This window comes from Rhodococcus sp. C3V (assembly GCF_029269915.1).
Classification (GTDB): domain Bacteria; phylum Actinomycetota; class Actinomycetes; order Mycobacteriales; family Mycobacteriaceae; genus Rhodococcus_F; species Rhodococcus_F qingshengii.
The window spans coordinates 1-26,419 of sequence record NZ_JARJBE010000024.1; the positions used below are offsets into that span (position 1 = coordinate 1).

A 26,419-nucleotide genomic window follows, 5' to 3' on the forward strand; every position below is an offset into this window, starting at 1 on the left:
CATGCTCCCAATCATACACCCCCACCCACCAAACCGCAAAACAACCCGAAAACACGAAACACCGAAACCTCACCACCACAACAACATTCGACGTTCACGAAAACAGCGCCGTGCACAACCTACGAAACCAACCCAACACCAACCGAATACCGAAACCCACTGACACACAACAACATTCAAAAACACCCAAAAACGAGCCCTCACATCCTCCAGACGCGGGGTTATCCCATCGAGGTTCCCAGCATCTAATTCATCTGAACGCTCAACCGACTCCGCACGGCACGGCACAATGTGAACTCGTGACGTTCTTCGACTGGTTGGACCAGCTCCGCTACACACCGAGCTACACGACAGTGATCGCCCTGCTCGCTGGAGGCGCTCTCGCGTCCCTGACAACGCTCGCCGGCGTGCACCGAACTCTGCGACATCAACGCGAGGAATCAGAACGGGACCGCGAACATGAGCAGCTACTGAAACACACCGAAGCGCGAATTACTCACCAGGACAAACAGCGGAACGCGATTGCCCATCTCACCGGAGTCGGGGCTGAGTGGCGGGTAGGCATACTTCAAGGGATCGACTTCGCTCGATCCAGCGCTTACGCCTCAAACCCTAAACCCTTGCTAGACGCACGAAACCACGTGTACCAGATGGGAATTCGTATGCAAACTGCAGTCAGTAACGCACGGATCCTGGTCGACAACGATTCGATGCTGAATTCACTCGACGAGCTGAAGAGGGCCAACACCTCACTGTTCGACGAAGTCGTCAAAAACCTGACCGACGGCATACTCAGGCAACCACCGCCGGATATCGGGTGGGAAAAGGAAACTAAAGCGCAGGTCGACGTGGGTATGAAGCACATCGAGGCACTATCCGAAGATGCACGCCACCACCTGAACGGTGAGATGGCGGCTAGGGAGCCTTGTCCGCGGCACTAAACCCGGATGTAATGAAAAGTCCGTTCTCCCCGCGGCTGAGACGTATCCCCACGGTGACTGCTTGCGTGACCAGGCCCGGATGCGAACGGGTTGGACGGCGGGCGAGGTCACCGAGATGCGCGCGCTTTGCAGTGACCAGATACCTGTTCTTGTCCCCGAAAGGATCGATCGCAAGCCAGAAGCCCGACGTATCGCCGGACCGACTGTGCGCTTGCTGAACCCACGAATTATCCGGATCACCGTGCAAGTAGAAACCCTCAACTGCTCGCGGAGACTTTCCTTCCATATACCTCTGCAAGCATTTCCACAGGTCAGTCTCTTGAGACTTGTCGATCGCTCCCACATCCACCCAATGGACACCAGGGGCATCAGCGCCGGGAACGATATCGCCGGTTGGCGCATCGGAAATCCATACTCGCGGACCAGTCATAGAGACATCATTCCGTACAGACCTTGCGGACGATCATTCGGTCCAGACGCACTCCCATATATGCTGCCAGTCACAAATTGACTCCGCTGCAGGAATTCTCACCGGAAAAGTATCCGACCGTCCGCAGCCCCTGGCGATCGAGTGCACCGCTCCGCCACCTCGACATCTGACGCTCTCGGGGCAGCATCGCGAGATCGTCGAAGATTTCTCGGATGTAGGCGCGATCAGCCTACGTTGAATTTTCGTCCGCTCTCAACGAAACTGTCCGCCCCATCAAAGCTGAACAGCCTCAGGCAGTTCCAACCTGAGAGTATCGCCGACCGGTGCCCGGTGAACTGCAGGCAGAACGCCATCACGAAGGACCACCACCAACTCGGGGTCATGCGCGATTATTTCCTGCAATGCCATCTCGAACACCTCGGCCGCCTCCGGGTCGGCGAGCGCATCGAGAATGGGTCTACTTTCGTCGTCGACAGCAGCGCCAGCCCGCAGACGGTTCAGTGACTTATCTGCGTTGTTCACCTTGTTGGCGACTTCTTCGGTTGCGGACAAGTCGACCAAAGTGTGCTTGTACTGCTGCCATTGTTCCTCAGGGCTTGGGACTGACATCGTGATTTGGGGTGCTCCGGCACGGACTGCGGCAAGGGTGCGGGCGTGGAGACCTGCTCCTGCTTCTAGGCCTGCACGCTCTAGGAACGCTTGAATCTGCGTTGTCGTTCGGCGGGTCACAGGGTCGGATCCGAGGGCAGTGCGGAGGGCGTCAGCTACAAGATTCCGTGTTCGATCGTTGAAGTCAGCGGCACGCACGAGTACGCGGGCGACAGCGAGCGGGTCGGGAGGGAAGGGGGCGTGCAGGATCGTGAACGCGACCGTGAGCAGGCGGTCGTGGAAGCGTGGCTGCGTCCGGGCCATACCGTCGTCGATGAGGTCGAGTGCCAGGGTAGAACCGATGGGGCATACACGCCCCAGCCGCGATGAGGCGTCATCGTCCACCTTCTCCACCAGCGAAACGAGAGCCTCGTGTTGGTGTGGCTGGGGTTCGCTGAAAAGGCTGCCGGCGGCAAAGACCCACGCGTTACGCCAGTGAGGGCTTGCTGCGGTGATCTTCAGCCGTGCGAGCGCCGCGTCGAGCGGTCCGGTTATGAGGAAACGTGCCGCCATGAGTTCTTGTAAGGATCGGACATCGAAGCCCAAGCCCTCCTCGCCCCGGGGTGCGAGGAGGACCAGACGGTGGGTTGCTGCGGCTACGATTTGATCGAGGAGACCGGAATCGGTGTCGGACGGGTGAAAGCCTGCCTCGCGCAGCACCTGCCAGGCGACGCTACGTAGTTCCTCGGGACTCATCGCCGCCATAGATCCGTCGGACTCTTCACTTCGTACCTGAAGTTCGAATCCCACCCGCTGGTGCAGATCAAGGATGTGAGGAGAGTATTCCTGCAGCAACTGCGCAAAAGCCATCGGCTTGGCCCGTTCACGCTTGAGGACAGTCTCGTAGTAGCCCCAGAAGAGACTGTAGCGATCCGGTGCCAGGCGTCCGGCGCCTTCAACGATGATCGTCATGATCAACACTTGCAGCGGTGTCTGCATCAGATTTCGCAGTGACTCCGTCTCCGCGGCTCGGCGCAGTTGACCCGTGATCCGGTCGATCTTGTCGGTATCGTCTCCGAGTCGTACTCTGGTCGCCCGAATCCCGTACCGGACAGCTTGATCCACTTCGAGGCGGGAGAGGTCGACTCTCTCGAACTGGGTCGGAGCGATGTTCTCGACATATCCGGTGGGACGCGTGGTGACGACGACCAGCAAGTCGCAGTTATCCCCGTCTGCTTCGCTGACGAACTCTGTGATCTGTGCGATCAGGCGTTTGCGGATGCGCGGTTCGGTCACCTCATCGAGGCCGTCGAGCACGAGGAACCATGGCCACTGTTTCATCCACGAGTCGAGAGCGCCGGCCGATACAGCACCCAGATTCAGGCGTTTGGACACCTTGAGCGCGATCCACCGCAGTAGCGTGGAGTCCTCGCTCAGGCCCTGTTCCTCGGCGTATTCGGCAAGATCGATCCGTATGGGCCAACGCCGGTGCTTCGGCAAACCATCGCGGCCCATACCGCGCACCGTCTGAGCAGTTGCGTCGATCACGACACGGTGATCGGTACCGAGGTCTGATCCGTTCTCCAAAAGCGCTGCCCTGTACACCTGGACAAGGAACTTCGACATTGTCGTTTTGCCGTTCCCGGGGCCGCCGGCAACGACTATATGTTTTGGGCCGGTGAGCAAATTCAGCCGTGGTTTGAGGACTCGCTCCCCACGATCCAGGACATACCCGAATACGGTGCGAGGCTTGCCATCTGCGTCCGACGTAATCGGTAGATCGATGGCAACTTCTTCGATCGGGATGCCGGCGCCGTCACCGGATCCCGCATCGTCGAAGTAGATGGACCGATCACCCATTAGCGCCATACGCGCTTGACGGTGCAATCCCGATTCCAGTTCTCCGAGAGGCAGTTTGTCGGTGAAATCGGCTAGGTGCGCAAAGACATCCGGGGCCGTCAGGAAAGCCCCGAAGGCACGTCGGATGCCTTCATATACGGTGACCAGACCGTCGATCTGATTGCCGTCCCAGATCCGCCAGCTTCGCAGACGAGCCATGCGCCGCTGCTTCGACTTCCGTCGCTCTGTTGCAGCCGTGTCGACGTCCCGACTGCCGTCAGACAATGCCTGGATATAGGTCTTGATGCTCTTGTCGAGCTGAGCCAATCCCCCGGTCTTCGGGACCGGCGTCAGTGGCACGTTGCTCACGATCACCAGATAGTCAGGCACCTGGCCACGCCCGAAATCCGGATCCGCCCACTTGTCGAGTTCAGCCTTCACGTGCTTCCACAACCAGGACATATTGTCGGAGGGCTGCGCAGCCAGACGTTCTTTATGTTTGACCTGAAAGACGGTATAGCCGTCCCACACCTCGGCCTTCGCACCATTCGACGCTGACCAGAGGATCGTTCCCTTGCAGAACATGTCACGGCCCCCATCGCGGCCGGACCCAAGAACCTGCACATGCCGGCCACACACCGCGACCGCCAACGCCGCGGCCAAGTCTTGGAACCCGAACGGCCCCAGCTTCTCCAGATCATGCTGCACGAGACCATGATGTCAGGTAGACATCCCTAGCTCGTGCCCTCGACCCAAATTTCGCCGCCGCCACTACGTTTCCCTCGGAACGAGTACGGTCCGCCCTCCATCAGCGATCAGATCAGCAAACGCAACAGTCCCCTCGGTTGCCGTGATGAAGGCGCCGCGCGTTCGAAAATCGGCAACAAGACTGGCGGAGGAGGTCCGCAGGTGGCCGATGCTGGGTGAGAGCGGACCGGGCATCGGTCCCGGCCAAACTCTCACCCAGCAGAAGATACGGTGGGTCGCTTATCTCTGCTTGAATTCACCATCACAGCCAGTAGGCCAGGCATTTTCAGCGCCGCAAGCGGATCCCTCGCGACAGCATGAGACCACCGTCTACGACCAACGTCGTACCCACGACGTAGTCGCCCGCCCGAGAAGCTAGGTAGATGGCGGCTGCAGCTATGTCGTCTGCCCCGCCCACTCTGCCGGCGGGGATGACGGCCGCGATCTTTGCGGAGTCGTCACGTGCTGCCGTATGCATATCGGAGGGGAAAGCACCTGGCGCGATCGCGGTCACGCCGATCCCCCGAGTTGCGAGATCGACGCTCAACCGCTTCGTAAGATGTACCAGCGCAGCTTTACTGGCGTGGTACGAATACGTCTCCCCTTGGTAGAGCGCGAGGCCGTCGATGGAGGCGATGTTGATGACCTTCGAGACCGGTAGATCCGGTTTCGGGGTCAGCAGCGGCAGCAGCCGCTGTGTGAGGAAGAACGGGGCCTTGACATTGACTGACATCACTTCGTCCCAGCCGATCTCCGGGAACTCATCGATCGACGCGAACCATGCCAGGCCGGCGTTGTTCACTAGGATTTCCAGACTTGTCTCCGAGCTTTCGATCGTTGCGACGATTCGGTCGACGTCGTTCGGGCTAGAGACGTCGCCTGGCAGTGAGACGCACTGTCCGTATGCCGATAGTTCTTCCGCTGCAGCGTCGCATGTTTCGACGTTGCGGCCTGTGATGTAGACCTTGGCGCCCTGGGCAAGGAAGCCGCGTGCGATCATCTTTCCAATCCCTCGCGACCCTCCCGTCACCAGCGCGGTGCGCCCTTTCAGACTGAAGAGTTCATCGGTGTCCAATTTCTTCCTCCACTTGACTTAGCTGCTGTGCGGAAAGCCCAGGTTCAGTCCACCATGGCTCGGGTCGAGCCATCGAGATGTGACAGCCTTTTCACGGGTGAAGAAATCGACTCCGTGAGGACCATAGGCTTTGGCGTCGCCGAACATCGACTGCTTCCATCCGCCGAAGGAGTGATAGGCCACCGGCACGGGGATCGGGACGTTCACCCCCACCATTCCGACCGTCGCATCGCGTACGAAACGGCGAGCCGCGCCGCCGTCATTGGTGAAGATTGCTGTCCCGTTGCCGTACGGGCCTCCGTTGACGAGCGCAATGCCTTCTTCGTACGACTTCACCCTGACTACCGACAACACCGGCCCGAAGATCTCGTCCGTGTACACCGTTGACGTGGTTGGCACGTTGTCGATAAGCGTGGGCCCAAGCCAGAAACCGTCGGCGGCGCCGTCAATTTCCGCTGTCCGACCATCTACGACGACAGTGGCGCCGTCAGTAGCGGCGATGTCGAGATAGCCCGTCACCTTGTCTCGATGCTCACGGGTAATCAGCGGCCCCATGTCACAGGCGCGGCGCCCGTCACCGGTCACCAACTTGCCCATCCGGTCGCGAATCTTCTCGATGAGGTCGTCCCCGACCGGATCGACCGCCACTACTACGGATACAGCCATGCAACGCTCACCGGCAGACCCGAACCCGGCGTTGACAGCAGAGTCTGCGACAAGATCAAGGTCAGCGTCAGGCAGAACAAGCATGTGATTCTTGGCTCCGCCGAGTGCCTGAACTCTCTTGCCCTGCGCCGTGCCGGTTTCGTAGACGTACTTTGCGATCGGCGTCGATCCCACGAAGGAGATGGAGGCGATGTCGGGATGCTCCAGAAGCGAGTCAACTGCCTCTTTGTCTCCGTTGACCACATTCAGCACGCCCGCAGGGAGGCCCGCCTCGGCAAAGAGCTCGGCGATCCAGATCGAGGAGCTGGGATCTTTTTCACTGGGCTTGAGAACTACCGTGTTTCCGGTCGCGATCGCGATCGGCACGAACCACAACGGCACCATCGCCGGGAAGTTGAACGGCGTGATCACGCCGACCACTCCCAGCGGTTCGCGAAGCGAGTACACGTCTACACCGGAAGATACTTCAACAGAGTAGGAACCTTTGGTCAGATGCGGCATGCCGCACGCGAACTCCACGACCTCGATGCCACGGGCAATCTCGCCTGCGGCGTCGGCCAGCACCTTGCCGTGCTCTTCTGTGAGGATCTGAGCGAGTTCGTCGCGGCGCGCGTTGATAAGTTCACGAAACGCGAACATCACTCGCTGCCGTGTTGCGATCGAGGTACGGCCCCACGTCTCGAATGCCTCCTTCGCGCTGGCAACAGCTGCGTCTACGTCTTCGGCGGCTGCGAGGCGGACGTGTTTGGAAACCACTCCGACCGCGGGATCGTAGACGGGGGCGGTGCGAGTCGCTGTTCCTGTGAAGGAGGCGTTGGAGACCCAGTGGTTGAGTACGGCCAGTTCGGTCATTCGGTTCATAGCTCCTGGTCTTGACGATGGAAAAACGGGAAGTGGTCGAGGCCGACGATGACTGGGATAGTCATGTCAGGTCTGCTCCACGTGGGGTGGGGCTATCTCGCGGTTCGACGGTCGCAAGCTGGTGATCAGGGAAGTGCAGTCCAAACCGTCAGCGCCGCCGGCAGCGTGTTCTTCGAACATCGATCGGACGAGTCGAACGGTGCGCAGTTCGCTTCCAGCCAGTTCGCCCGACCTCACGGCCAAACCCATGTCCTTGACAAGCAGCTGCGTTGTGAAGCCTGGCGCAAAATCTCGGTTGCTCGCTGCCGTCTCTACCACTCCGGGGACCGGGTACCACGTGCTCAGCGCCCAACTATTGCCGGACGAGCGACTCACGACATCGAAGAGAACCGTCGGATCGACGCCAAGCCGCTCGGCAAGGTCGACGCCCTCACAGACTGCGGCAAGATTGACTCCGCAAATCATGTTGTTGATCAGCTTGGCAATCTGACCGGCTCCCGCGTCTCCCACGTGGATGACTGCCGCTGCAATGGATTCGAGGACCGGCGAGGCCTTTTCCACAACCGATTCCTCACCGCCGACCATCACGGTCAACGTCCCGGCAGCTGCTCCGCTGATCCCTCCTGAGACCGGGGCGTCCAAGAATGAAAATCCGAGCTCCGCGCAGTGTCTATGGAGTTCTCTGGCTTGGGCGACATCGATTGTCGAGGTGTCGATGACGATGGTGCCCGCTTGGGCAGAGGCAAGTACTCCATCGGGCGCTGTGAGTACATCCCGCACGATGTCGCCATGAGGTAGGGACAAGAAGACGATATCCACGCCGCTAACTGCCGAAGCGATGTCCGCCGCAGTAACGAGACCAGCTTCGGCGGCTCTGCCCGAACACTCTGTAGAAACATCGAATCCGGTGAGGTGATGCCCGGCTGCACTGAGGTTTGCGGCCATGGGCAACCCCATCTGGCCGAGTCCGATCCAAGCAATGTTTGCCACGGTGTTCTCCTTACGCTTGGAAGGCCGGAAGGATTCCAGGCAAGCTGATGGTTTTGGTCTGCACGAATTCTTCGAGACTGGAGGTGAGGCCTTCGCGACCGCCCGTGCCTTGGTAGTTACCGAAGTGCATCGTCTCCGGTCGATAGAGCCCGGTGTTGTTGATGACCACCTGGCCTGACTGGAGCCGTGTGGCGAACGCCATCGCCCGCTGCATGTCCTGAGTGAAGACGGATCCGCTGAGCCCGTACCGTGTCGAGTTGGCCACCTTGAGGGCTTCTTCGTCCGAATCCGTCCGAATGAGCGATGCCACGGGTCCGAAGATCTCCATGTCCTGCGCGACATTCATCTCAGCGGTGACTCCAGCCAAAATTGTGGGGAAATAGTATGCGCCGTCTTGTTTTCCGCCGGTGACCACGCGCCCGCCCTGAGCTGTCGTGAGTTGCACCTGTTCAGCAATCCGGAGCGCCGCCGCATTGTTCACCAGCGGTCCCACCTCGGTACCGTCGGCCAGCTGGTCTCCGACGTTGAGAGCTGCAAAACGGGTAGCCAGACGGTCGAGCAGCTCGTCGTGAATGCTCCCGTGGGCGAGGATACGTTTGGTGGCACAGCAGACTTGGCCGTTGGCGAATGTCCGCCCGATCACGGCGTGGTCGACGACAAGATCGAGGTCTGCGTCGTCGAGCACGATCATGGCGTCGTTGCCACCGACTTCGAGAATGGTGCGCTTCAGTGTTCGTGCGCCGTTTTGGGCGACCTTGATTCCTGTCTCGGTCGATCCGGTGAAGGACACCGCGGCCACTCGATCGTCGGAGACGAGTTGGTTTCCAACCTCTGCCCCGCCGAAGACCACCTTCACTACGTCCTCGGGTACTCCTGCTGTGTGCAAGGCTTCGACCAGTAGGAGCGTCGTCAACGGGGTGTCTTCTGCGGGCTTGACGACGACGGCGTTGCCGGTGGCGAGAGCGGGGGCGACCTTGTGAGCGTAGAGCTCGACCGGGAAATTGAAGGGAACGATCGCCACCACCACTCCGAGTGGTTCGTGGCGTGTGATTTGGAGGTCACGCTCGAGACCAGGCTGGATGTCGAGGAATGTAGCTCGCTCTTCCATGGCGAGTACTCGTCGGGCGAAGCCCTCGAAGAGTCGGCAGTGTGACTCGACTTCGCCTTGGGCCTGACTCAGCGGCTTGCCCTGTTCCCGGCTGAGAAGTTCGGCAAATTCACTGGCGCGTTCCCTGACAGTGTCGACGTAGGCGTTCATGATCTCCGCGCGACGGTGTCGCGGGAACTCGGCCCACCGTCTCTGCGCTGATACCGCCTTGTCCAAGACTGTATCGATGGTTTCTGGACTCGTGACCTGAACTTCGCCGACTTCCTCGCCGGAGGCGGGGTTGACGACCTTCCAGATCTTGTCCGTCGTGTTAGAACGCATTAGGGCTCGCTTTCTCAACTCTCAATTCACGGGTCGACGAAATTGAATGTGTGCCTTGAATTCACCGGCTCGGCAACGTAATTCGGGGAAGTTGTCGCATTGCGCTGGACGAGTCGCTCGGTTCGATGGCAGCGAATTGGTCAACTGGCTGGCACATACGCGTTGGCGAGTCCCACGGCCTTGTCCGCGAGCGGGTTCTCGAAAGGATGCGTGAGAACAAATCGTCGATTCTTCACGATTCCATCGACGACCAACGGGCCAACCAGGCTGGGATCGATCGCTTGGTGCCAACTGGTTACGTCACGGTGATCGGTCACGACTGCTTTGTTTTCTGCACCTGACAGACCGCCTTGTTGACCGTAGGTATCCCAGGAGATGACAGCGCGACTGGCGGAACGCTGATGCGCCGGGCGGAGTCGTTCGCTTGTGCCGATGTCCGTCTTGACGTAGCCCGGGTAAAGGACTGTCACGCCGATAGGAAGTCCCGCCGTTTCGAATTCTGCAAGAGCACCCGATGAAAGACTGTCGATCGCTCCTTTCGCGGCTGCGTAGGCCGAATGCCCAGGGCTCGCCTGCAGGGCCACCACGGAGGAGACGTTGACGATGTGCTTCGGGGTTTCGGTTTCTCGCATACGCCTGACGAATGCGTGATGCCCGTGGTAAGCGCCCCAGTAGTTGATGCTGAGAATCCATCTGAAGTCTTCGATAGAGGCGTCCCACGCAGCACGGTAGGGACGCCACGTCACGCCGGCATTGTTGACCAACACGGCGATGTCGCCGAACTCTGAATAGGCAGTCTCTGCCAAAGCTTCGACCTGCTCGAGTTTCGCGACGTCAGCGGGAACAGCGATGCTCTCGACGCCGAGCGCACGCACCTCGTCGCGGACCCGCTGGGCAGACTCGTCGTCGATGTCCGCGATGACGACATTCATCCCTGCAGCCGCGAGGCTCAGTGCAATCGAACGGCCCATCCCGCTACCTGCGCCGGTGACGACAGCGCCGCGTTCTTTCATGTGTTCGAGGTTCACTATCTGCCCCATTTTCGTTGTGCTGTAATCAGTTTGGTCGGAGTTGAAGTCAGAGCACGCAGAGCTGGTCTCAGTAGACGGCGCCGGGCTTGACGTAGCCTTTGAGTAGGTTCCGGCCAACTGTCATGAGGTTGATTTCGTCGGTGCCTTCGAGGATCCGCAGTACTCGGACGTCGCGGTACCAGTGCTCGATCGGCATCTCTCGGGAATAGCCCATGGCTCCGTGGATTTGCATGACCCGATCGACGACGCGGTTGACCATCGTTCCTGCGTAGTACTTGTTGACCGCTGCGAGGTGTCGGAGGTCGCCGCCGGTGTCACCTCGCCATGCCGCGTTGAGTGCAAGCAACTTCATGGCCTGTAGTTCGACCTCACACTCGGCGATGGACATCTTGATGTTTTCGCGCTCTGCCAGCGGTTTTCCAAAGGTGACCCGATTGTTTGCGTGTTCGATCGCAAACTCGATGAGTCGTTGGCTCACACCTATCGCGAGCGCCGGCCCTTCGATGGCGCGGCCTCTGTAGATGGTCTGCAGCGCAGTGGAGAAGCCCGCTCCGACGTCGCCGGCGCGCGCACTGTCCGGGACGCGAACGTCCTGGAACGAGAGTGTAGCGACGCGATGGTGGCTCGCACCCATCAATGCGATGGGCGTCGACGTCCACCCTGCCTCCCGATCGATAAGGAACGAGGTGATTCCGCGTTCCTCTCCGTCGACCACCGTCCGGCAGAACACCAGCGCGTAATCGGCCTCATTGCCCCACGAGATCCAGGTCTTCTCGCCGTTGATGATCCAGTCGTCACCCGATTTCACCGCCGTCGTACGGAGGTTACGGGCATCGGAGCCGGCGCCTGGCTCGCTCAATGCGAAGCAGAAGACCTTCTCGCCTTCAATCGTGGGTACGAGGTAGCGCTCCTTGTGCTCTTCCCCGAGGGTGTAGAGGACCTCCGGCGCGCTTCCACCGAAGGTGAAGGAAACGAAGGTCGAGCGCAGTTCGGATTCGATGAGCAACTGTGCAACCCAATTGAGATCGGCGCCGCCGTACTCCTCCGGGGTGTCGATACCCCACAATCCAGCATTTTTGGCGCGCTCACGAAGGCCCGCATGCTCCTCGGGAATGAGGTACTCGGGACCGCCGTTGGCCCCACGCTGGAGGATGTTCGCCTCCAACGGCTTCAGTTCCTTCGAGACGAAATCACGCACAGTCTGCGCAATGGCGAGCTCTTCGTCGCTGGGCCGGAAGTTGAGCAAGTTGTACTCCTGATATCGAAGACGTCTGTAAATTTCGTGCCAAATGCTATGGCGAAACGCCGACTGGACGGGACACCATCTGTTACCCCCGCCACACTTAGACTTTCGGTTCCACCTGTCCACCGCATGTTCCGACCGTCGGAACCGGGGGGTCGTCCTTGGACGACAAGTTCCGGCAAATGGAACTTCGCCCGTCTCAGCATGACCGCCGGTGCGTAACGTCATTGCGATGCGACCCCCTGGGGCGCGGACCGAAAAGCCTGGGGCCGGTAACAGCGAGTCGCCCAACCACGTCTTGGCTCTCAGCTTCGAGAGATCTCAAAACCACAGCTGCAGATGACGTCTGCGGACAGTCGAGGAAAAATGCACGACAATGGGCAATTGCCGGATCGGGCGGCAACAACCAGCATTGCGCGGTCCGGCAAACACCATGCTGATCCTTGCCGTACCGCTGGCCAGAGATCATTCCTGGCACGGATTCGAGAGATACCGGCCCTGACGTTCAGCGTGCTGGCCGTCGCAGCGGCCACCGTCACCCTCCCACAGTCACTGGTGGTGCCGGCGCTCCCGCAGCTACAAGAGCAGTTCGGAACAGACCAGGCAACTATCACATGGGTCTTGACCGGATATCTGTTGTCCGCCTCAGTCTGTGCACCCCTCTTCGGCCGGATTGGCGATGCAATCGGCCAGAAAAAGGTGTTGATGCTGTCGCTTCTGGCCCTGGCTGCAGGATCGGCGCTTGCGGCGGTCGCCACCAACGTATGGTGGTTGATCGCCGCACGGATCGTTCAAGGACTCTCCGGGGGTGTTCTTCCGCTGGCGATGGGGATTGCCCGGAATGAGTTCGGAAAACGAACTGGACTAGCACTTTCCGTGATCACATCGATCACTGCCGCCAGTTTTGGAGTGGGCGTCATTGCTGCAGGTCCCATCACGGACGCCTTCGGCACGCGGGCTCTTTTCTGGTGGCCTCTCGCGATCGCGATCGCGGCTGCCCTCACCTGCGGGTTAGTGATCCGAAAGGCACCGCCCACAGCGGCAGGCGCAGTACCCCTGGTACCTGCACTCCTGTTCGGCGCCGGACTCAGTGCCCTGTTGGTGTGTTTGAGCAGAGGCGCAAGTTGGGGATGGGGTTCGCTTCAGACACTGGGAACCCTGACAATCTCCGTAATCTTGTGCGCTATTTGGATTCTCTTGGACTTGCGTGTTCCAACGCCCCTGATCGACATGCGAATGATGGCAAAACGGGGAATGTGGACAAGCAACGTGATAGCCGGGTGCGCTGGATTCGGACTTTTCGCCACATGGGCATTTCTGCCACAGTTCATGCAGGCCCCGCCCGAAGCCGGCTACGGGTTCGGCGCATCACTCTCGTCGGCTGGACGGGTGCTACTCCCTGCCGCCGCAGCCAGTTTTGTCGCAGGCTTCCTCACATGGCCTCTCGTGAAGAGGATCGGAATCCGGGCCGTGGTATGCGTCGGTCTCCTACTCTCGGCAGGGTCGCTGATTTCGATGGCGCTGCTCCATACGGAACCTTGGTGGCTTTACGCAGCTGGCACCAGCCAAGGGTTAGGCCTGGGGCTGGTGGTTTCGAGCCTTGCGACCGTTGTCGTCCAAACAGTAAACAACGACCAGACAGGTGTCGCGCTGGGTATGAACGCCAACATGCGAAACATCGGGGGAGCGATGGGATCGGCAATAATGGGCGGAATCCTGGCAGTACACACAGGTCCGCTCGGCCTCCCGAGCGAGTACGGTTTCGCAATTGGCTTCGGCGCCTTAGGCGCGGTATGTGCCTTGGCAGTCCTTGCCGCCCTTCTCATCCCGCGAGATATCCGCTGAATCGGGACGTGGGACATCGTTTCGTCGGGGCACGGCCGGTTCAGACCTCTTTGATGAACCAATCCGGCCGACCCGTCCGGATCAATGCCTCTCGGCAGGCAAGGCCGATCTGTTTTGCTGTTGCTTCCAGCGCATCGGTCACTCGACTGTCGACCGACTCGTCGATGCCCCACGTCAAACTCAAACCTGCAACGGCAAAGTTGTTCTGAAGAACCGGAGCAGCGATATGCGAGTAGCCCGCAACTTCCTCGCCACGCTCGACTGCCAGGCCGGTGCGACGAATTTCACTGAGCTGATTCATAAAGTCGGGGACTGAGGTAAGCGACAACGGCGTCATCTTCGGGAGTGGATCAGGAAGGTTCGGTGTAAGACCTTCTACATTGAACTCCCAGGCCATGATCGCGCGCCCGGAAGCGGTGCACGTCCCCGGTGTCCGAGAACCGATAACATGGACCGGCCCTTTTCCCTTTGCCGGAGCGATGCTCTCTAGGTAGACGAGGTCCATCCCGCGAAGGACTGAGAGATGAATACCCCGGCCTGACCAACGGTGCAGGGCAGCAATGTAGGGAAGTGCAGCGTCTCGAAGACCCGCCGCGGTATTCGTCGCCGCAAGAGTCATCATCTCCAAGCTGATCATGTAACCGGAGCGATGGCGCTCAATAACACCGAGATCCACCAAACGCCCGAGCAGGCGATGCACGGTTGATTTCGGAAGTCCCGACGCTCGCGAGATGTCGCTCAGTGTCATCACCCTCGATGATGCGGAGAAGCATCGAAGGACAGCGACGGCCTTCGAAAGTATCGAAGGACGCTCATCATCGTCGTCGGCCGGAGCAGAGCTCGCTGACATCGTTGTCTCAACCTCACCACACTGTGTCGACATCCGCGAAGACAGTCGCCCGCATCGGCTGCGGCCCATTAGATTTGGGCAACAACGCCGGATGCTCTCAACGGCGCACCGTATCGACATCGTCAACTCTTTGAACTGAACACTAAGTGCAGCGTACACATCCGAGGTGACGTCTTCAGAAAGCACGAGTTCGCGCCCGAGGATACGGGCGCGAACTCGAAACTCAGGCATCGATACAGAGAGAGCGTTGCCTACCTAACCCTTCGATCTCGAGTTCGACTCGATCACCGGCACGCAAATAAGCGAACCGTCCCGACAGCGCGACGCCCTCAGGCGTTCCTGTCGTAATCAGGTCACCCGGCTCCAATACCGTGTACTGACTCAGGTGAAGAATGATATCCGCCACTCCGAAAACCATGTCTGCAGTGTTGGAGTCCTGTCGAAGCTCGCCGTTGACCCATGTCTTCAGACCCAGCCCCTGCGGATCATCCAACTCATCGGGGGTGACCAGCCAGGGGCCGACCGGGTTGAACGTAGCGCAGCTTTTACCCTTCGACCATTGTCCACCCGACTCTTCGAGTTGGAAGTCCCGTTCGGATACGTCGTTGGAGACCACGTATCCCCCGATGACCCGTTCGGCTTCAGCTCTCGATTCCAGGTAGCTCGCTCGGGCGCCGATCACGACGCCCAACTCAACCTCCCAATCGGTCTTGGTCGATCGGCGGGGGAGGTGAATGTCGTCGTAAGGCCCCACCACGGTATTGGGCGACTTGTAGAAAAGGATCGGCACGGTAGGCGTTGGCACCCCCGACTCGGCCGCGTGCGCCGCATAGTTGAGGCCGATACACAAAACTGCGCTCGGTCGAGCGATAGGCGCTCCGACTCGCTGTCCAGTTACATCGACAGTCTTCAAGGTGCCTGCAGCTACTGCGCGCCGGACTTCGACAAGCCTTCCGGCGCTCCAAAATTCAGCATTTATGTCCGGAGTGATTGGACTCAGATCCAGATGCTGGCCGTCATCGGATAACAGGACTGGCTTCTCCTGTCCTGCGGGCCCGACACGCATCAACTTCATCGTGCACACTCCTGCACCGGGTTCGTTTCCGCTTCCTCGCGCACAGTTGTCGGTCCGACCGACAGCCCTAGCCCTGCCACTGGCCAGGCTCGCCGAGTGCCCGGATCTCGTCCTTCGTAGGAAGATCGCGGTCCGTGTGGAAAACCATCGCTGCGACCGGGTTGTGCCACCCAATCTGCTGCGTCAGTTGGCCGTCGCGAATATCGAAACGGTAGACGAACTCGTTGTGATACTCGATCTCAGGAGCCTCCTGCGGGTCGAATGGCAGGAGCAGCGTCGCCATGGTTTCGACATAAACCGACGATCCGTCGGCGACCGGTCGAATAACCGGGTCGTCGTAGCTGTAACGCACGGTCGTCAAACCATCTCGCGCATAGGCAAGGTAGGCGTCTCGGCCCTCAATTCGGCGCGCCGCCTCCCTGCCCACCTTGCCCGAAACGTTGTACCGCCAGGAGATGACGAAGTCTTCTGAAACGAGTTCGGTCAAGCGCTCGTAGTCTGCGGAGACAAACGCCCGCAGGTAATCCGAGACCAACTTCTTCGAAACCTGAGGGTCATTGCTGACTGAACTATCATTATCCACGGCTTTTACTCCCTACTCTCGACAATCGCGCTTGCAAGTTCGCGCCCGTACGTTTCGCATACTTCAAGCCACGACAGCACGTGTCCACTGCGGGTTCCGGGTACTGGAACCTGTAGTAAACGAGAAAAGTTCCGTCGGCCGGAACGGTGCCAGCGCGGCGAGGGGCGTTACGCAGAGACTGATAGCGGCCCGCCGAACCGGCGACGTTCCCGAGCTCTGGCTCGTCAAAAGGAGCGGCTCGGCCCACTAAGCCCCGCCAAGAAGTGGCGGGATCGAGGCAACTTCAAACAAACGGGAGAGCAGCATGGACGTCAGCCAGATGAAAAGACGAGGAGCGGTTGTCACCGGCGCGGGTAGCGGGATGGGACGTTCGATTGCACTCAGCTTGGCTGCCAACGGAATGAATGTTGTCATTGCCGACATCGACAAGGATGCTGCTGAGCGTGTCTGCGGCGAGGCTGGGGCACTCGGAGTTGAAAGCCTCGCGGTACCGACGGACGTCTCTGACCTCGAGCAGGTGGAATCCCTTGCGGAGGTGGCATACTCGACGTTCGGCGACATCGCTGTGCTGGTGAACAACGCGGGTGTCAACTGGCGACCGTTTCGGGCGACGTGGGATGCCAGCATCGAGGATGCGCAATGGATGATGAACGTCAACTTCTGGGGGGTGCTGCACGGGCACCACGCCTTCGTTCCGCGAATGCGCAAGACGACGGACCCGAAGCACATCGTCAACACATCGTCGATTGCCACCTTGCAGCCGAGCCCCGGGCACGCCCCGTACGCTGCCGCCAAGGCTGCAATCGACGGATTTTCTCTCGCCGCGCGCTCCGAATTCGAGATCGCGGGCCTCCCCATTGGTCTCTCTCTCCTCTACCCCGGAGTTGTACGGACCCGTATTGCCACGAGCGAGCGGCTTCGTCCGATCGAACAACAAGCAGCACAGCGAAATCTTGTTCCATGGGACAGCTACACCGGTCGTCCGGCCGACACAGGTGCCGAGAATCGGGAGTTCATCGCCGAACAGCGGTTGGTCACTCACGCTCACCAGGCCATTGATCCCGACTGGGTCGGACCGATGGTGGTGAACGCGATCACGGAGAGCCGGCCTTACATCCTCACCCACCCGTTCAGTGACCCCATCAAGGAACGCGCGGAGGAACTGTTGAATTCTTACGTCCCCGCCGCTGCCTCGCTCACCAGTCAGTAAGGCCGAATTCGAAGGCCTGCACCCTTCCCACCTAGGTGTTGGATCGGGTTGGCTCACTTTTTTGCGTGGGCCGACAGGCACGCCTGAGTCGGGAGCCCGTGGGCCAGCGTCAGGCCTGCCTGCCATTATTCGATGCGGCAGAGCAATGCTGCAGTCGCAACTCAACGTCTGAAAGGAAATGTCATGGCGCAGTCCAAGGCAACAGGACCATGTGCAGGTCTTCAAGTTGTCGACTTCACCACGATGGTGGCGGGCTCGCTTGCTGGCCAGAACCTCGGCGACTACGGCGCCGACGTCATCAAAATCGAGCCACTTTCTGGCGAGATGGTCCGCCATTTCGAGCCGATCCACGACGGCATGTCGGCCCACTTCCTCCAACACAATCGCAACAAGCGAAGTATCGCTTTGAACCTGAAGACACCGGAAGGAGGCGAGATCGCCCGCGCCCTCGCCTCCCGAGCCGACGTGGTACTCGAGAACTCGCGTCCCGGAGTGATGGATCGACTAGGCCTAGGACCAAGCCATCTCCAGGCGCTCAACGATAAACTTGTCTACGTATCCATCAACGGTTTCGGCCCCACCGGCCCTTACGCTCAGCGTCCGGCCTACGACCACCTGCTGCAAGGGTTGGTAGGCGCGATGGTGATGCAGGGCCAAGGTGGACCACCCCAGCCTATTTACAATGCAATTGCGGACAAGATCACTGCGGTCGTCGCCACCCATGCCGCTCTCGCCGCGCTGTACCACCGTGAGAAATCCGGCGGTCAAGGTCAACATGTGTCTGTCTCCATGTTGGACGCTTTCGCAACGTTCTTTCTTTCCGACCAGATGTATCGCTACGCGTTCCACGACGTCGAGGGCCTGAACATGCCCACAGGCAAAAACTACTTCCCTATCGCAACCAACGACGGCCACGTCATCGGAATGATCGCCTCGGACCAGCAATTCAAGGCCGGATGCGAAACCTTCGGAGCCGAGGAACTGCTTGCAGATACCCGATTTGCAACAATGTCGGACCGCATCGCCAACCTCGAAGAGATGTGGGCCGAACTGGCCAAATTCGCGGCAAACATCAGCACCGCGGAGGCGCTCCGCCGCGCCGAAACGCACGACCTTCCATTAGCCCCGATACAAGACGTCACCCGATTCTTCGACGATCCGCAAGTGCATCACAACGGAACCATCGTCGACATTCCAGACCCCGAGTTCGGCACAGTGCGACAACTAGGGCATCCAGCACGCTTCGAGCACACCCCCATGCTCGACTACTCCCGCGCTCCCCGCCTCAATGAGCATGAGAGCGAGATCCTGAAGAACCTCGGATACTCCGACGACCAGATAGCGCAACTCAAAGTTCAAGGCGCGATCGGTTAAACAGTTCTAAACGCGAGACCAGGCCAACAGTCTCACCTATACCCCACCAGATCGGGGCGCGAGAGGGGCGTCCCGATCTGGTGGTCCAGTAGCTCGCCGCGCCCACCCCTCACACCAAAGAAGCACCGCGGAAAAAACACACCCAGACACATGGCCTGGCAATCAACGCGGCAATCTTCCCAGGCCAATATCCCCATCCGAATCTCGCTTGACTGCCGCTCAAAGAGCGCGGCTACAACTACTAAATGATCAGCGTCTCGCGCACGACAATTGGGCATTGGGTATTAGGCGTAGGACGCAGCGAAACTTTGCTTGCGGACCCGACCAACCTGATGGCCGACGCAACGCCCCCCAAAGTTGCTGCCTGAACATTTCGCATCCAACAACACCGACACTCTCAACACCCCTCTGGGCGGTTCAGTGTTGTCGGTGTTCGACGGCCCAGGCTGCGATCTGTGTACGGGAAGTGAATCCTAGCTTCGTCAGGATGTGTTCGACGTGGCCTCCGGCGGTGCGTGGCGAGATGAACAGGCGGGTTGCGATCGCCTTGGCGTCCCACGGGCACAGCAGCGGCCCACAGTGCATGTGACCGGTACATCGTTTCACCACTCGATTCAGTGATCGCAAGGGCCTGCTCGTGACACTCAAGCGCCCCCTGGAATGTCCCCCCTGCAATTCGCGGGATCAACCGGGAGAAACGCTCGGCTCCAAAAGGATTCATTCGGCGCTCGATACCTTCGCAGAAGCCAGTCACTCAATCTGTCCGCTCAGTAACTGGCGCGTCCGCCAGTCACATCGAAGACGGCACCTGTTGAGAAACTGACACGTTCAGAAGTCAGGAAGGCAATCAGCTCTGCGATCTCTTCTGGCCGGCCTATGCGGCCCATCGGAATCTTGCTGGAGAGTTGCGTCAGGAGCGCGGCAGGTCCTTGCTTGATGATCGGCGTCTCGAACACGGCCGGCGCAATGGCGTTCACGAGCACACCGGACTCGGCCAACTCCTTACCAACTGACTTGGTCAACCCGATTACCGCAGCCTTCGATGAGCTATAGATCGATTGTTCGGCGTTCCCTTCGAGACCAGCAACGCTCGCCACATTGACAACCCGTCCCCAGCCGCGATCCACCATGGGTGGGACGAAGGCATTTATCGCATTCACGGTCCCAAAGACGTTGACGTCGTAGACTTTTTGCCAGTCCGCAGGCGTTGTTTGCAGCAGTGGCAAGCAACGCCCGACGATCCCGGCAGCGTTGACGAGTACGTCAACATCGCCGATCTCTTCGGCCACCTGCTGCACAGCCGCCATGTCTGCAATGTCGAGATCGAAATCGCCGCCTTCGCGGTCGAGAGTGATCACGCGGACACCGTCCAGACGCAACCGCTTTGCGGTCGCTCGGCCTAGGCCCCCTGCCCCTCCGGTGATGATGGCAGTTCGGGAATTGGTCATGTCAGATGTTTCCTCTCGGAGGCTGGCGAACGATTATGCGCCACATGTCCGCAGGATCTGGTCGACACCTATGTGGGTCCCGGTCCCCGACTAGTCGAGTCGGGACCGGGACCCACATTTGCAGACAAGGCAGGGACTGGTGTCAGCCGCCGCAGTTGGCTGCCCAATGGCTGTAGGGCACTGTGTCGCCCTGCAAGAGCGCCTCGGCATTGGCGTTCCAGCGAGCTTCGTCGACCACCTGATCTGCCCAGAGCGGGCGCAGTTTGTCGTAAATCGTTACCGCCGCGTCGCGGTCCTGAGTTCCGATGTGGGCCATAATGTCGTCGATCACAGCGTCACGATTGTTTTCGTCGACGATGAACTTCGTGGAGTTCAACATGGCAGTGCAGAACTTGTTGAGAGTGTCGGGGTTCTTATCTGCGTAATTCGTTGTGGTGGTGAACCATGCGTTGATACCTACATCTCCGTACGGTCCAGCTGTCCCGTCGACCGAGCTGGCGATGACGTTGAGTTCGCCGCCTTCGCTGCGGAAGAGCTCCAGAGAACCAGTCGCCATCATCACGGCATCAACTCGGCCGTTGGAGACGGAAGCAGCGAGCGTCGATGCCTGATCACCGGTGCTGATCAACTGGACGTCATCAAGGCTCACACCCGCATTCTTCAGAGTGTCTTCGACGAAGTAGCGGGATTGTCCGCCGACGTATCCGATCGTCTTGCCTTTGAGGTCGGCCACCTGCTTGAGGCCTGAGTTGGGCGCGACAACGATGTTGCCATCGTATTTGGTTACCGAGGGAAGGACCGTCAAGTCCTGTCCCTCCTTGATAGCGCTGAGCGGAAGCGCTGCGTCGGCTGCAGTGATGTCTACGCTTCCGCCCAAGAGCGCAGGAATCAGACTGGCGAACGGCTGGTCGATAAGCTCGACGTCGAGCCCGGCGTCCTTGAAGAAGCCTTGTTTGTCAGCAACTGTGGTGGGCAAGAGCAGGATTGTGCCCCGAAGTACGCCCACCTTGAGCTCGTTGGTTCCGTCTGAACCGCCGCTTCCCGACCCTGCACACGCCGTCATCGACGCACACATCAGCAGGGCCGCAGCGCCGTACATGATGCTTTTTCGGGCGCGCGAAACTATCTTCATCAAATCTCCTTGAAGTTCGGGGGGTAGATCAGTGATTGCCGGAAAGTCCCGTGCGCAGCCGCTCGTGCAACTCACGAAAACCTGGATGCTCGTTGATAGATTCGAGGTCACGCGGTCGCTCCAGCCCGACCTCGACGTCGTCGAGAATCCGGCCCTCCCCGAGTACGACGATACGATCAGCTAAGGCGATGGCCTCGCCGAGATCGTGGGTGACAAAAATGACAGTCTTTCTTTGATCGCTCTGCCACAGGTCAAGAAACGCATTCTGGACCGAGACACGTGTGAAGACGTCCAGAGCTGCGAATGGTTCATCCATCAGCAGGACGTTCGGATTGAGGGCCCAGGTTCGAGCGAGTGCCACTCGCTGACGCATGCCCTGCGACAGCTGCCAGGGCCATAGGCTCTCGGCATTGCTGAGACCTACCAATCCCAACCATTTGCGGGCCCTCTCGCGACGCTCAGCCTTGCCGACGCCGCGCAGTTCCAGTCCGTATTCGACGTTCCTGACAGCTGAGCGCCAGGGAAGGAGGGCGTCACGGGCGAGCATGAACCCCAACTGCGAGCGCGCGTCCCTGGGGCTCGTCCCGGCTACGGTGATCTCACCTTGCGTCGGTGACACCAGCGCCGCCGCCATGTTCAACAGTGTCGTCTTTCCGCATCCGCTCTTACCGACGAGTGCAATGAACTGTCCGTGAGGAATCTCCAGATTGATGTTGTCGAGAACCCGCTTTGTCCCACCAGCGGGGTCAGGGAAGTCAACACCGACATTCTCGAAGTTGATCCTGGCATCTACAGTTTGTGGTGCGATGGTCATTGTGGTCTCCATGTTTCTAACCAAAACGGGGCGTGGTGTCAGTGATCTGCCGGCGCTTGCCAACGAAGAAGTCGCCTCTCGATTACCGACATGGCCTGGTTGAGACACACAGCAATGACGGCAAGGAAAATGATGATGGCGTACACCTTCTCCATCTGGAACACCAACGAGTACTGAGAGATCAGAACACCGAGTCCTTCTCGGGCAGCGATGATCTCGCTACTGATGACTCCGAGCAGCGAATACACGATGCCAAGTCGCAGCGAAGCGAAGATCGCCGGTGTGGCAACAGGGAGCATGATCTTCCAAAATATTTGCACCTTGGTGGCTCCTAGCGCGGCCGACAGTCGTAGCAGCTCACTGTCCGCTGCGCGGACACCAGCGGTGGCACCAGAAACCACTGTGAAGAAGACGATCGTGAAAGCCAGCACGATCTTGGCTGACGTTCCAATTCCCAGCGCTACTACGAGTAGCGGAGCGAAGGCGATGCGTGGCATCGCGTTCATGGCATCCAGAAATGGACCGACGATCCGCTCGAGTGTCTTCATCATTCCCAAGGCAACACCGGCAATGACGCCCAGAAAACAAGACAACACCCACGCAATGATCACCGCGGAGAGTGTCGACCGCGTGTTGTGCCAGAGTTCACCGGACTTTGCAGCCTCGACAATGTAGTCCCACGACTGTCCAGGCCCCTTCGACAGCACCGGGTCCAGTAGGCCCGCACTCACTGTCAGTTGCCAACTTCCGAGCCAGCCAACTATCAGCAGAAGTTGCAGCGCGCGAATCTTGAGCACGCTTCCCCTCCACCATCGTTGTCCGCTCGCCGGCTTGCTCAACGAGATACTTGCTACTTCAGTGGCAGTCAGTTCGTCATCCTGGATCCTGTTCGTCGAACCCGACGACTGACTCAACGTGTTTCCCACGTGCATGGCTCCTCATAAACTTTGGTGTGTGATGGCGCTCACCCAATGTCGATCATTCAGCCACCGCCACAGTGAGAGGTCCATGAAGAGTTCCAGCCGCTGGAACTGCTCAAACCCGTGCCCGAGAAGAACACCCCATCTTGTGCGTTGACAGAGGGGCTCTTGGCCCACTAACACCAAAGCCAGATGCGCCCGCGCAATTCGACCCACCAGGAAGAAAGCGCGAAAATAGTTGCCGCACAGACTGTTCCCATCCTCGGCAGGCCGACTTGGGGACCCGACGTACAACCGAACCAATAACAGTCGGTTCGTTTTCCCTAGTGTCGATACCGTTCCTACACTGCAGAAGCGACGAGAAAAAACTCCCCTCTGACGTCTCGACTGCGGCCAATAGTCCAAAGAACACCAACCCGAGCCCGCTCGAACCGGTCGAGCACTGACAGTCCTTGCGTTCGAGTTCAGCAGGAGGATCTGACGACGGACATTCCATCTGACAAGCGACGAACGCACACGGTTGCCAGTTTCCTGCACTACCTCGACGACGACCTCTGGGCACAGCTCAGCCAAAGAGCGCAGGAGCTGATGGCATCCGATGCGGACGTGACCCTGTCCAGCCTCGGTGCTCGGTTCGTCAACATGGTGGCGAACGCAAACGAAGAAAGCGGCGGGACGGAAATCTGGCATCACGAGTTCCTGCAGACCGAATTCGCGAAACTCATTCCGCGCGAGCACTGGAGCCTCGAACAGCTGCCCGAGCTCGAACAGGACACTGTCGATACGAACGACACATCGCTGGCCAACCGCACCACCTACGCCGCCCTCGCCCTGCGCCAACTCTTGACGACGGACACACCGAATAGCCAGTAGAACTGTTGCTGGCCGCCACCTCTGCACTGTAACTGCACACGACCCGGACTTTCAGGTCCCTCGCCATAAAGTATGACAGTGCTACGGTTAACGTCATACACGAACATCGGAGTACGAAATGGCAGTCCTGAATATCCGCGTGGACGACAGAGTGCGCGACCAGCTCAAGGAACTTGCAGACGAGCAAGGGATCACCCTGAGCGAATTCGTCCGAAACCTCCTCATGGAAACAGTCGTCCCGGTTTACGACCGGGAGGTCAAGCACGGCGACGAGCCCGCGCCGGAGAGCATGCGCATCGCCGACCGCCAGGTGCTCTCCCTTCTCCACCGCATCCTCGGGAGGGTTCTGCCGGAGGACGCCAATGGCGATGATGGAAATCTCGACTACCAACTCAAGCGGGCGCACATGCTCGAGGCCGGCTACGCCGGCGAGTATTGGCGTGAGGTCGCCGGTTTCAGCACCGAGCTATCGATACGGGATTGTGAACGCGTGATCGACATCCTCGAGATGTTCCGCGTCATCACCTACAGCGCCGAGCACCTCTCCGAGAACGGAACACCTGTCGACGAGAAACTGAGATCCAGACTGGAATTCAAAGGATTCGACCACAACGACGCACTGGAGGGGCACATGGCTGACTACGTCGACTTTCAGATGCAAGAGGACCGCTGGACGGAGCTCAAGCCGCAGTTGGAGCGCAACGACAACGGCAACTCCCATCACCCCACACTCGACATGTATTCGCGAATGCTCACCGAGTACCGCCGCATCCTGGACAGGCGTGAGCGCGGGTTCGATCGCCTGAGTTACCTTCTGTCGCAGGAAGAACTGGAGCAGATCGCCGAGGCACGCATCCACCCATCCAACCGTCGGAACACACCACGGGACTGACCGATGAGATCGAGTCGCAATCGTCATCAGGCAACGTCGAGGTCCAACACTGCCGGGTTTGACGACATCGGACTTCCCATGGAAGGCCCGCACCACCCTCATTGCACGAGCGGATCCCAACCCAGAGCGTTGGCACGGACGTATGCCCACACCCAGAATTCATGTGATCTCAATCACGCCGAATACTCGTGCGGACTGCCCACATGCCCCGGTCAACTCACCGCGCAACCGCCTCTAACGAGCCTTCATACAACCGAAGAGCCCATGCCTCGGATGTTGTGTTGGCATTCTCAGGGAAGGTCACCGGCTAAAGTTATCGACAGTGATGCACCAACCGAAGATCTAAGAGACATTCGGCCAAGGCATCACATCGCCTCCAAGCCTTCAACGGTGGCTCTCCACATTCTGCGCTCCACTCCCGGAGCCGCTCATGAGGGGAAGGAGGTGAAACGAATGGTCAATCTTCCGCGTAAAAAACGGAAGGACCGGGACTACGTGGCGATAGTTACCGCTATCGCGTCAGTGGCCCTGGTCCTCATTGAACTGTTCCGTTAGGCAGAGAGCTGGGCTTTCGTTTCGAGGCGGATGCCCAGCTTTTCTGTTTCCTCAGCATGTCAGGGTTGGCTTGCAATCCTGACAAGTTGCGTCGGTGCAACCCAAAGTATCGCCATTTCGAAAGTTCCGCAAAAGGGTCGCGGCGGAATTCGCATCGTAAGATCGCTACTTTCACCCTCACCCAGAGACACTGGCCGTCGATTCACCGCTCAGCGTGGACCTCAGAGGCCGAAACACTGCCCACACGAAATGCTTGACGAACACCCCTCGATCGAGAGCATTCTCACAGGGCAAGCCCAAGGATCTTCACCATGCCGCGCGGGCTCCATAACCTCGGCGACCTCGCCGCCGGTGTCGCGGTCACCACCATCGACTCCGAACGGACCACGGCGATTGTCGACCACAGAGTCGTCGACTCGATACTTTGGGCGCCGCACCCCTCGATCGACGTCCTTCGCCTACGTGGATGCGGCAGTGCCGTCAGGTAGCCGGCCCCTGGTTCGGCACGCCCCCTCAATGGTGGGGCGGTTTCAACCGGTCATCGCAACACGAGGTCGGTTTAGTTGGTAGTCAGTAGATCACGCAGGCGCTCGGCTGGGGTGTCCCAGCCGAGCGTTTCGCGTGGCCGGCCGTTGAGTTGTTGAGCGACATGCTCGAGGTCCGCAGCGCCGTGGACGGACAGATCAGTTCCCTTGGGAAAGTACTGGCGCAGTAAGCCGTTGGTGTTCTCATTCGATCCTCGTTGCCACGGTGATGCGGGGTCGCAGAAATAGACCGGGACCCCGGTGCTCACACTGAACGACTTGTGGGCACCCATCTCCGATCCTTGATCCCAGGTCAGAGACCCCCGCAGATGCGTCGGTAACGTGCCGATCAACTCGACCAGAACATCACGGACTTCCTCGGCGGTGTGCCCGCCGGGGAGATGTCCGAGCATCACGTATCGGGTCTGTCTCTCGACGAGGGTCACGATCGCCGTCTTGTTGGCTGCTCCGCAGATCAAGTCCC

General features: G+C 59.5%; 22 protein-coding genes and 1 pseudogene. 7 read left to right on the forward strand and 16 right to left on the reverse strand.

All coding sequences use genetic code 11. From position 1 onward, the window contains the following. Nucleotides 1–941 (forward strand): hypothetical protein (locus tag P3G66_RS30515; RefSeq protein WP_276117704.1); only part of this gene is annotated, 941 nt, incomplete at its 5' end. Nucleotides 942–1,644: 703 nt separating this feature from the next. Here P3G66_RS30515 and P3G66_RS30520 read toward each other — a convergent pair. From P3G66_RS30520 to P3G66_RS30550, 7 genes are all read right to left on the reverse strand, one after another. Next, nucleotides 1,645–4,506, reverse strand: a complete 2,862-nt coding sequence (locus P3G66_RS30520; protein ID WP_276117705.1) for a hypothetical protein — start codon at nt 4,504–4,506, stop codon at nt 1,645–1,647. A 325-nt stretch (nt 4,507–4,831) separates the two neighbouring features. After that, nucleotides 4,832–5,575 carry an SDR family oxidoreductase gene (locus P3G66_RS30525; RefSeq protein WP_276117723.1) on the reverse strand — a complete coding sequence of 248 codons (744 nt, stop codon included), beginning with the start codon at nt 5,573–5,575 and terminating at the stop codon, nt 4,832–4,834. Nucleotides 5,576–5,638: 63 nt separating this feature from the next. Further along, on the reverse strand, nt 5,639–7,138 hold the full coding sequence (locus P3G66_RS30530; protein WP_276117724.1) for a CoA-acylating methylmalonate-semialdehyde dehydrogenase: 1,500 nt from the start codon (nt 7,136–7,138) through the stop codon (nt 5,639–5,641). 75 nt (nt 7,139–7,213) lie between these two features. Further along, complete coding sequence (mmsB, locus tag P3G66_RS30535) at nt 7,214–8,137, reverse strand: 3-hydroxyisobutyrate dehydrogenase (protein ID WP_276117706.1); 924 nt, start codon at nt 8,135–8,137, stop codon at nt 7,214–7,216. A gap of 10 nt (nt 8,138–8,147) precedes the next feature. Beyond that, complete coding sequence (locus tag P3G66_RS30540) at nt 8,148–9,566, reverse strand: aldehyde dehydrogenase family protein (RefSeq protein ID WP_276117707.1); 1,419 nt, start codon at nt 9,564–9,566, stop codon at nt 8,148–8,150. 140 nt (nt 9,567–9,706) lie between these two features. After that, nucleotides 9,707–10,579, reverse strand: a complete 873-nt coding sequence (locus tag P3G66_RS30545) for an SDR family NAD(P)-dependent oxidoreductase (protein ID WP_276117708.1) — start codon at nt 10,577–10,579, stop codon at nt 9,707–9,709. Nucleotides 10,580–10,664: 85 nt separating this feature from the next. Continuing rightward, the gene (locus P3G66_RS30550; protein WP_276117709.1) at nt 10,665–11,843 is read right to left on the reverse strand and encodes an acyl-CoA dehydrogenase family protein; all 1,179 of its coding nucleotides are present in this window, start codon (nt 11,841–11,843) and stop codon (nt 10,665–10,667) included. A gap of 363 nt (nt 11,844–12,206) precedes the next feature. On the opposite strand from P3G66_RS30550, the gene P3G66_RS30555 reads away from it, so the two are divergent. After that, complete coding sequence (locus P3G66_RS30555; RefSeq protein WP_276117710.1) at nt 12,207–13,685, forward strand: MFS transporter; 1,479 nt, start codon at nt 12,207–12,209, stop codon at nt 13,683–13,685. 40 nt (nt 13,686–13,725) lie between these two features. Here the strand turns inward: P3G66_RS30555 and P3G66_RS30560 are convergent, their stop codons facing one another. From P3G66_RS30560 to P3G66_RS30570, 3 genes are all read right to left on the reverse strand, one after another. Further along, nucleotides 13,726–14,766 (reverse strand): helix-turn-helix domain-containing protein, encoded by a 1,041-nt coding sequence (locus tag P3G66_RS30560; RefSeq protein WP_346349174.1) that lies wholly within the window; start codon nt 14,764–14,766, stop codon nt 13,726–13,728. Next, a complete protein-coding gene (locus P3G66_RS30565; protein ID WP_346349175.1) occupies nt 14,759–15,610 on the reverse strand; it encodes a fumarylacetoacetate hydrolase family protein in 852 nt (283 codons plus the stop codon). Before P3G66_RS30565 ends, P3G66_RS30560 begins: the two co-directional genes overlap by 8 nt. A 67-nt stretch (nt 15,611–15,677) precedes the next feature. Then, nucleotides 15,678–16,193, reverse strand: coding sequence for a nuclear transport factor 2 family protein (locus P3G66_RS30570; protein WP_276117712.1), 516 nt, complete (start codon nt 16,191–16,193; stop codon nt 15,678–15,680). 304 nt (nt 16,194–16,497) lie between these two features. On the opposite strand from P3G66_RS30570, the gene P3G66_RS30575 reads away from it, so the two are divergent. Next, nucleotides 16,498–17,403: an SDR family NAD(P)-dependent oxidoreductase gene (locus P3G66_RS30575; RefSeq protein WP_276117713.1), complete on the forward strand. Its 906-nt coding sequence runs from the start codon at nt 16,498–16,500 to the stop codon at nt 17,401–17,403. A gap of 183 nt (nt 17,404–17,586) precedes the next feature. After that, nucleotides 17,587–18,777, forward strand: coding sequence for a CaiB/BaiF CoA-transferase family protein (locus P3G66_RS30580; RefSeq protein WP_276117714.1), 1,191 nt, complete (start codon nt 17,587–17,589; stop codon nt 18,775–18,777). Between the two features lie 417 nt (nt 18,778–19,194). Here P3G66_RS30580 and P3G66_RS30585 read toward each other — a convergent pair. The 5 genes and pseudogenes from P3G66_RS30585 to P3G66_RS30605 all read right to left on the reverse strand — a co-directional run. After that, nucleotides 19,195–19,326 (reverse strand): annotated as a pseudogene (locus tag P3G66_RS30585) (LuxR C-terminal-related transcriptional regulator); the annotation flags it as partial. Between the two features lie 218 nt (nt 19,327–19,544). Beyond that, on the reverse strand, nt 19,545–20,225 hold the full coding sequence (locus P3G66_RS30590; RefSeq protein ID WP_276117715.1) for an SDR family NAD(P)-dependent oxidoreductase: 681 nt from the start codon (nt 20,223–20,225) through the stop codon (nt 19,545–19,547). A gap of 142 nt (nt 20,226–20,367) precedes the next feature. Beyond that, on the reverse strand, nt 20,368–21,357 hold the full coding sequence (locus P3G66_RS30595) for an ABC transporter substrate-binding protein (protein ID WP_276117716.1): 990 nt from the start codon (nt 21,355–21,357) through the stop codon (nt 20,368–20,370). A 28-nt stretch (nt 21,358–21,385) separates the two neighbouring features. After that, the gene (locus P3G66_RS30600; protein ID WP_276117717.1) at nt 21,386–22,171 is read right to left on the reverse strand and encodes an ABC transporter ATP-binding protein; all 786 of its coding nucleotides are present in this window, start codon (nt 22,169–22,171) and stop codon (nt 21,386–21,388) included. 38 nt (nt 22,172–22,209) lie between these two features. Next, nucleotides 22,210–22,968, reverse strand: a complete 759-nt coding sequence (locus P3G66_RS30605; RefSeq protein WP_276117718.1) for an ABC transporter permease — start codon at nt 22,966–22,968, stop codon at nt 22,210–22,212. Between the two features lie 711 nt (nt 22,969–23,679). On the opposite strand from P3G66_RS30605, the gene P3G66_RS30610 reads away from it, so the two are divergent. The 3 genes from P3G66_RS30610 (at nt 23,680) to P3G66_RS30620 (ending at nt 25,899) form a co-directional block, all read left to right on the forward strand. Then, the gene (locus P3G66_RS30610; RefSeq protein WP_276117719.1) at nt 23,680–23,964 is read left to right on the forward strand and encodes a hypothetical protein; all 285 of its coding nucleotides are present in this window, start codon (nt 23,680–23,682) and stop codon (nt 23,962–23,964) included. Nucleotides 23,965–24,082: 118 nt separating this feature from the next. Continuing rightward, nucleotides 24,083–24,856 carry a YfbU family protein gene (locus P3G66_RS30615; protein ID WP_276117720.1) on the forward strand — a complete coding sequence of 258 codons (774 nt, stop codon included), beginning with the start codon at nt 24,083–24,085 and terminating at the stop codon, nt 24,854–24,856. Between the two features lie 866 nt (nt 24,857–25,722). Next, on the forward strand, nt 25,723–25,899 hold the full coding sequence (locus P3G66_RS30620; RefSeq protein WP_276117721.1) for a hypothetical protein: 177 nt from the start codon (nt 25,723–25,725) through the stop codon (nt 25,897–25,899). A gap of 71 nt (nt 25,900–25,970) precedes the next feature. Here the strand turns inward: P3G66_RS30620 and P3G66_RS30625 are convergent. Further along, nucleotides 25,971–26,419: IS30 family transposase (locus P3G66_RS30625; RefSeq protein WP_276117722.1), on the reverse strand; the 449-nt coding region annotated here is incomplete at its 5' end.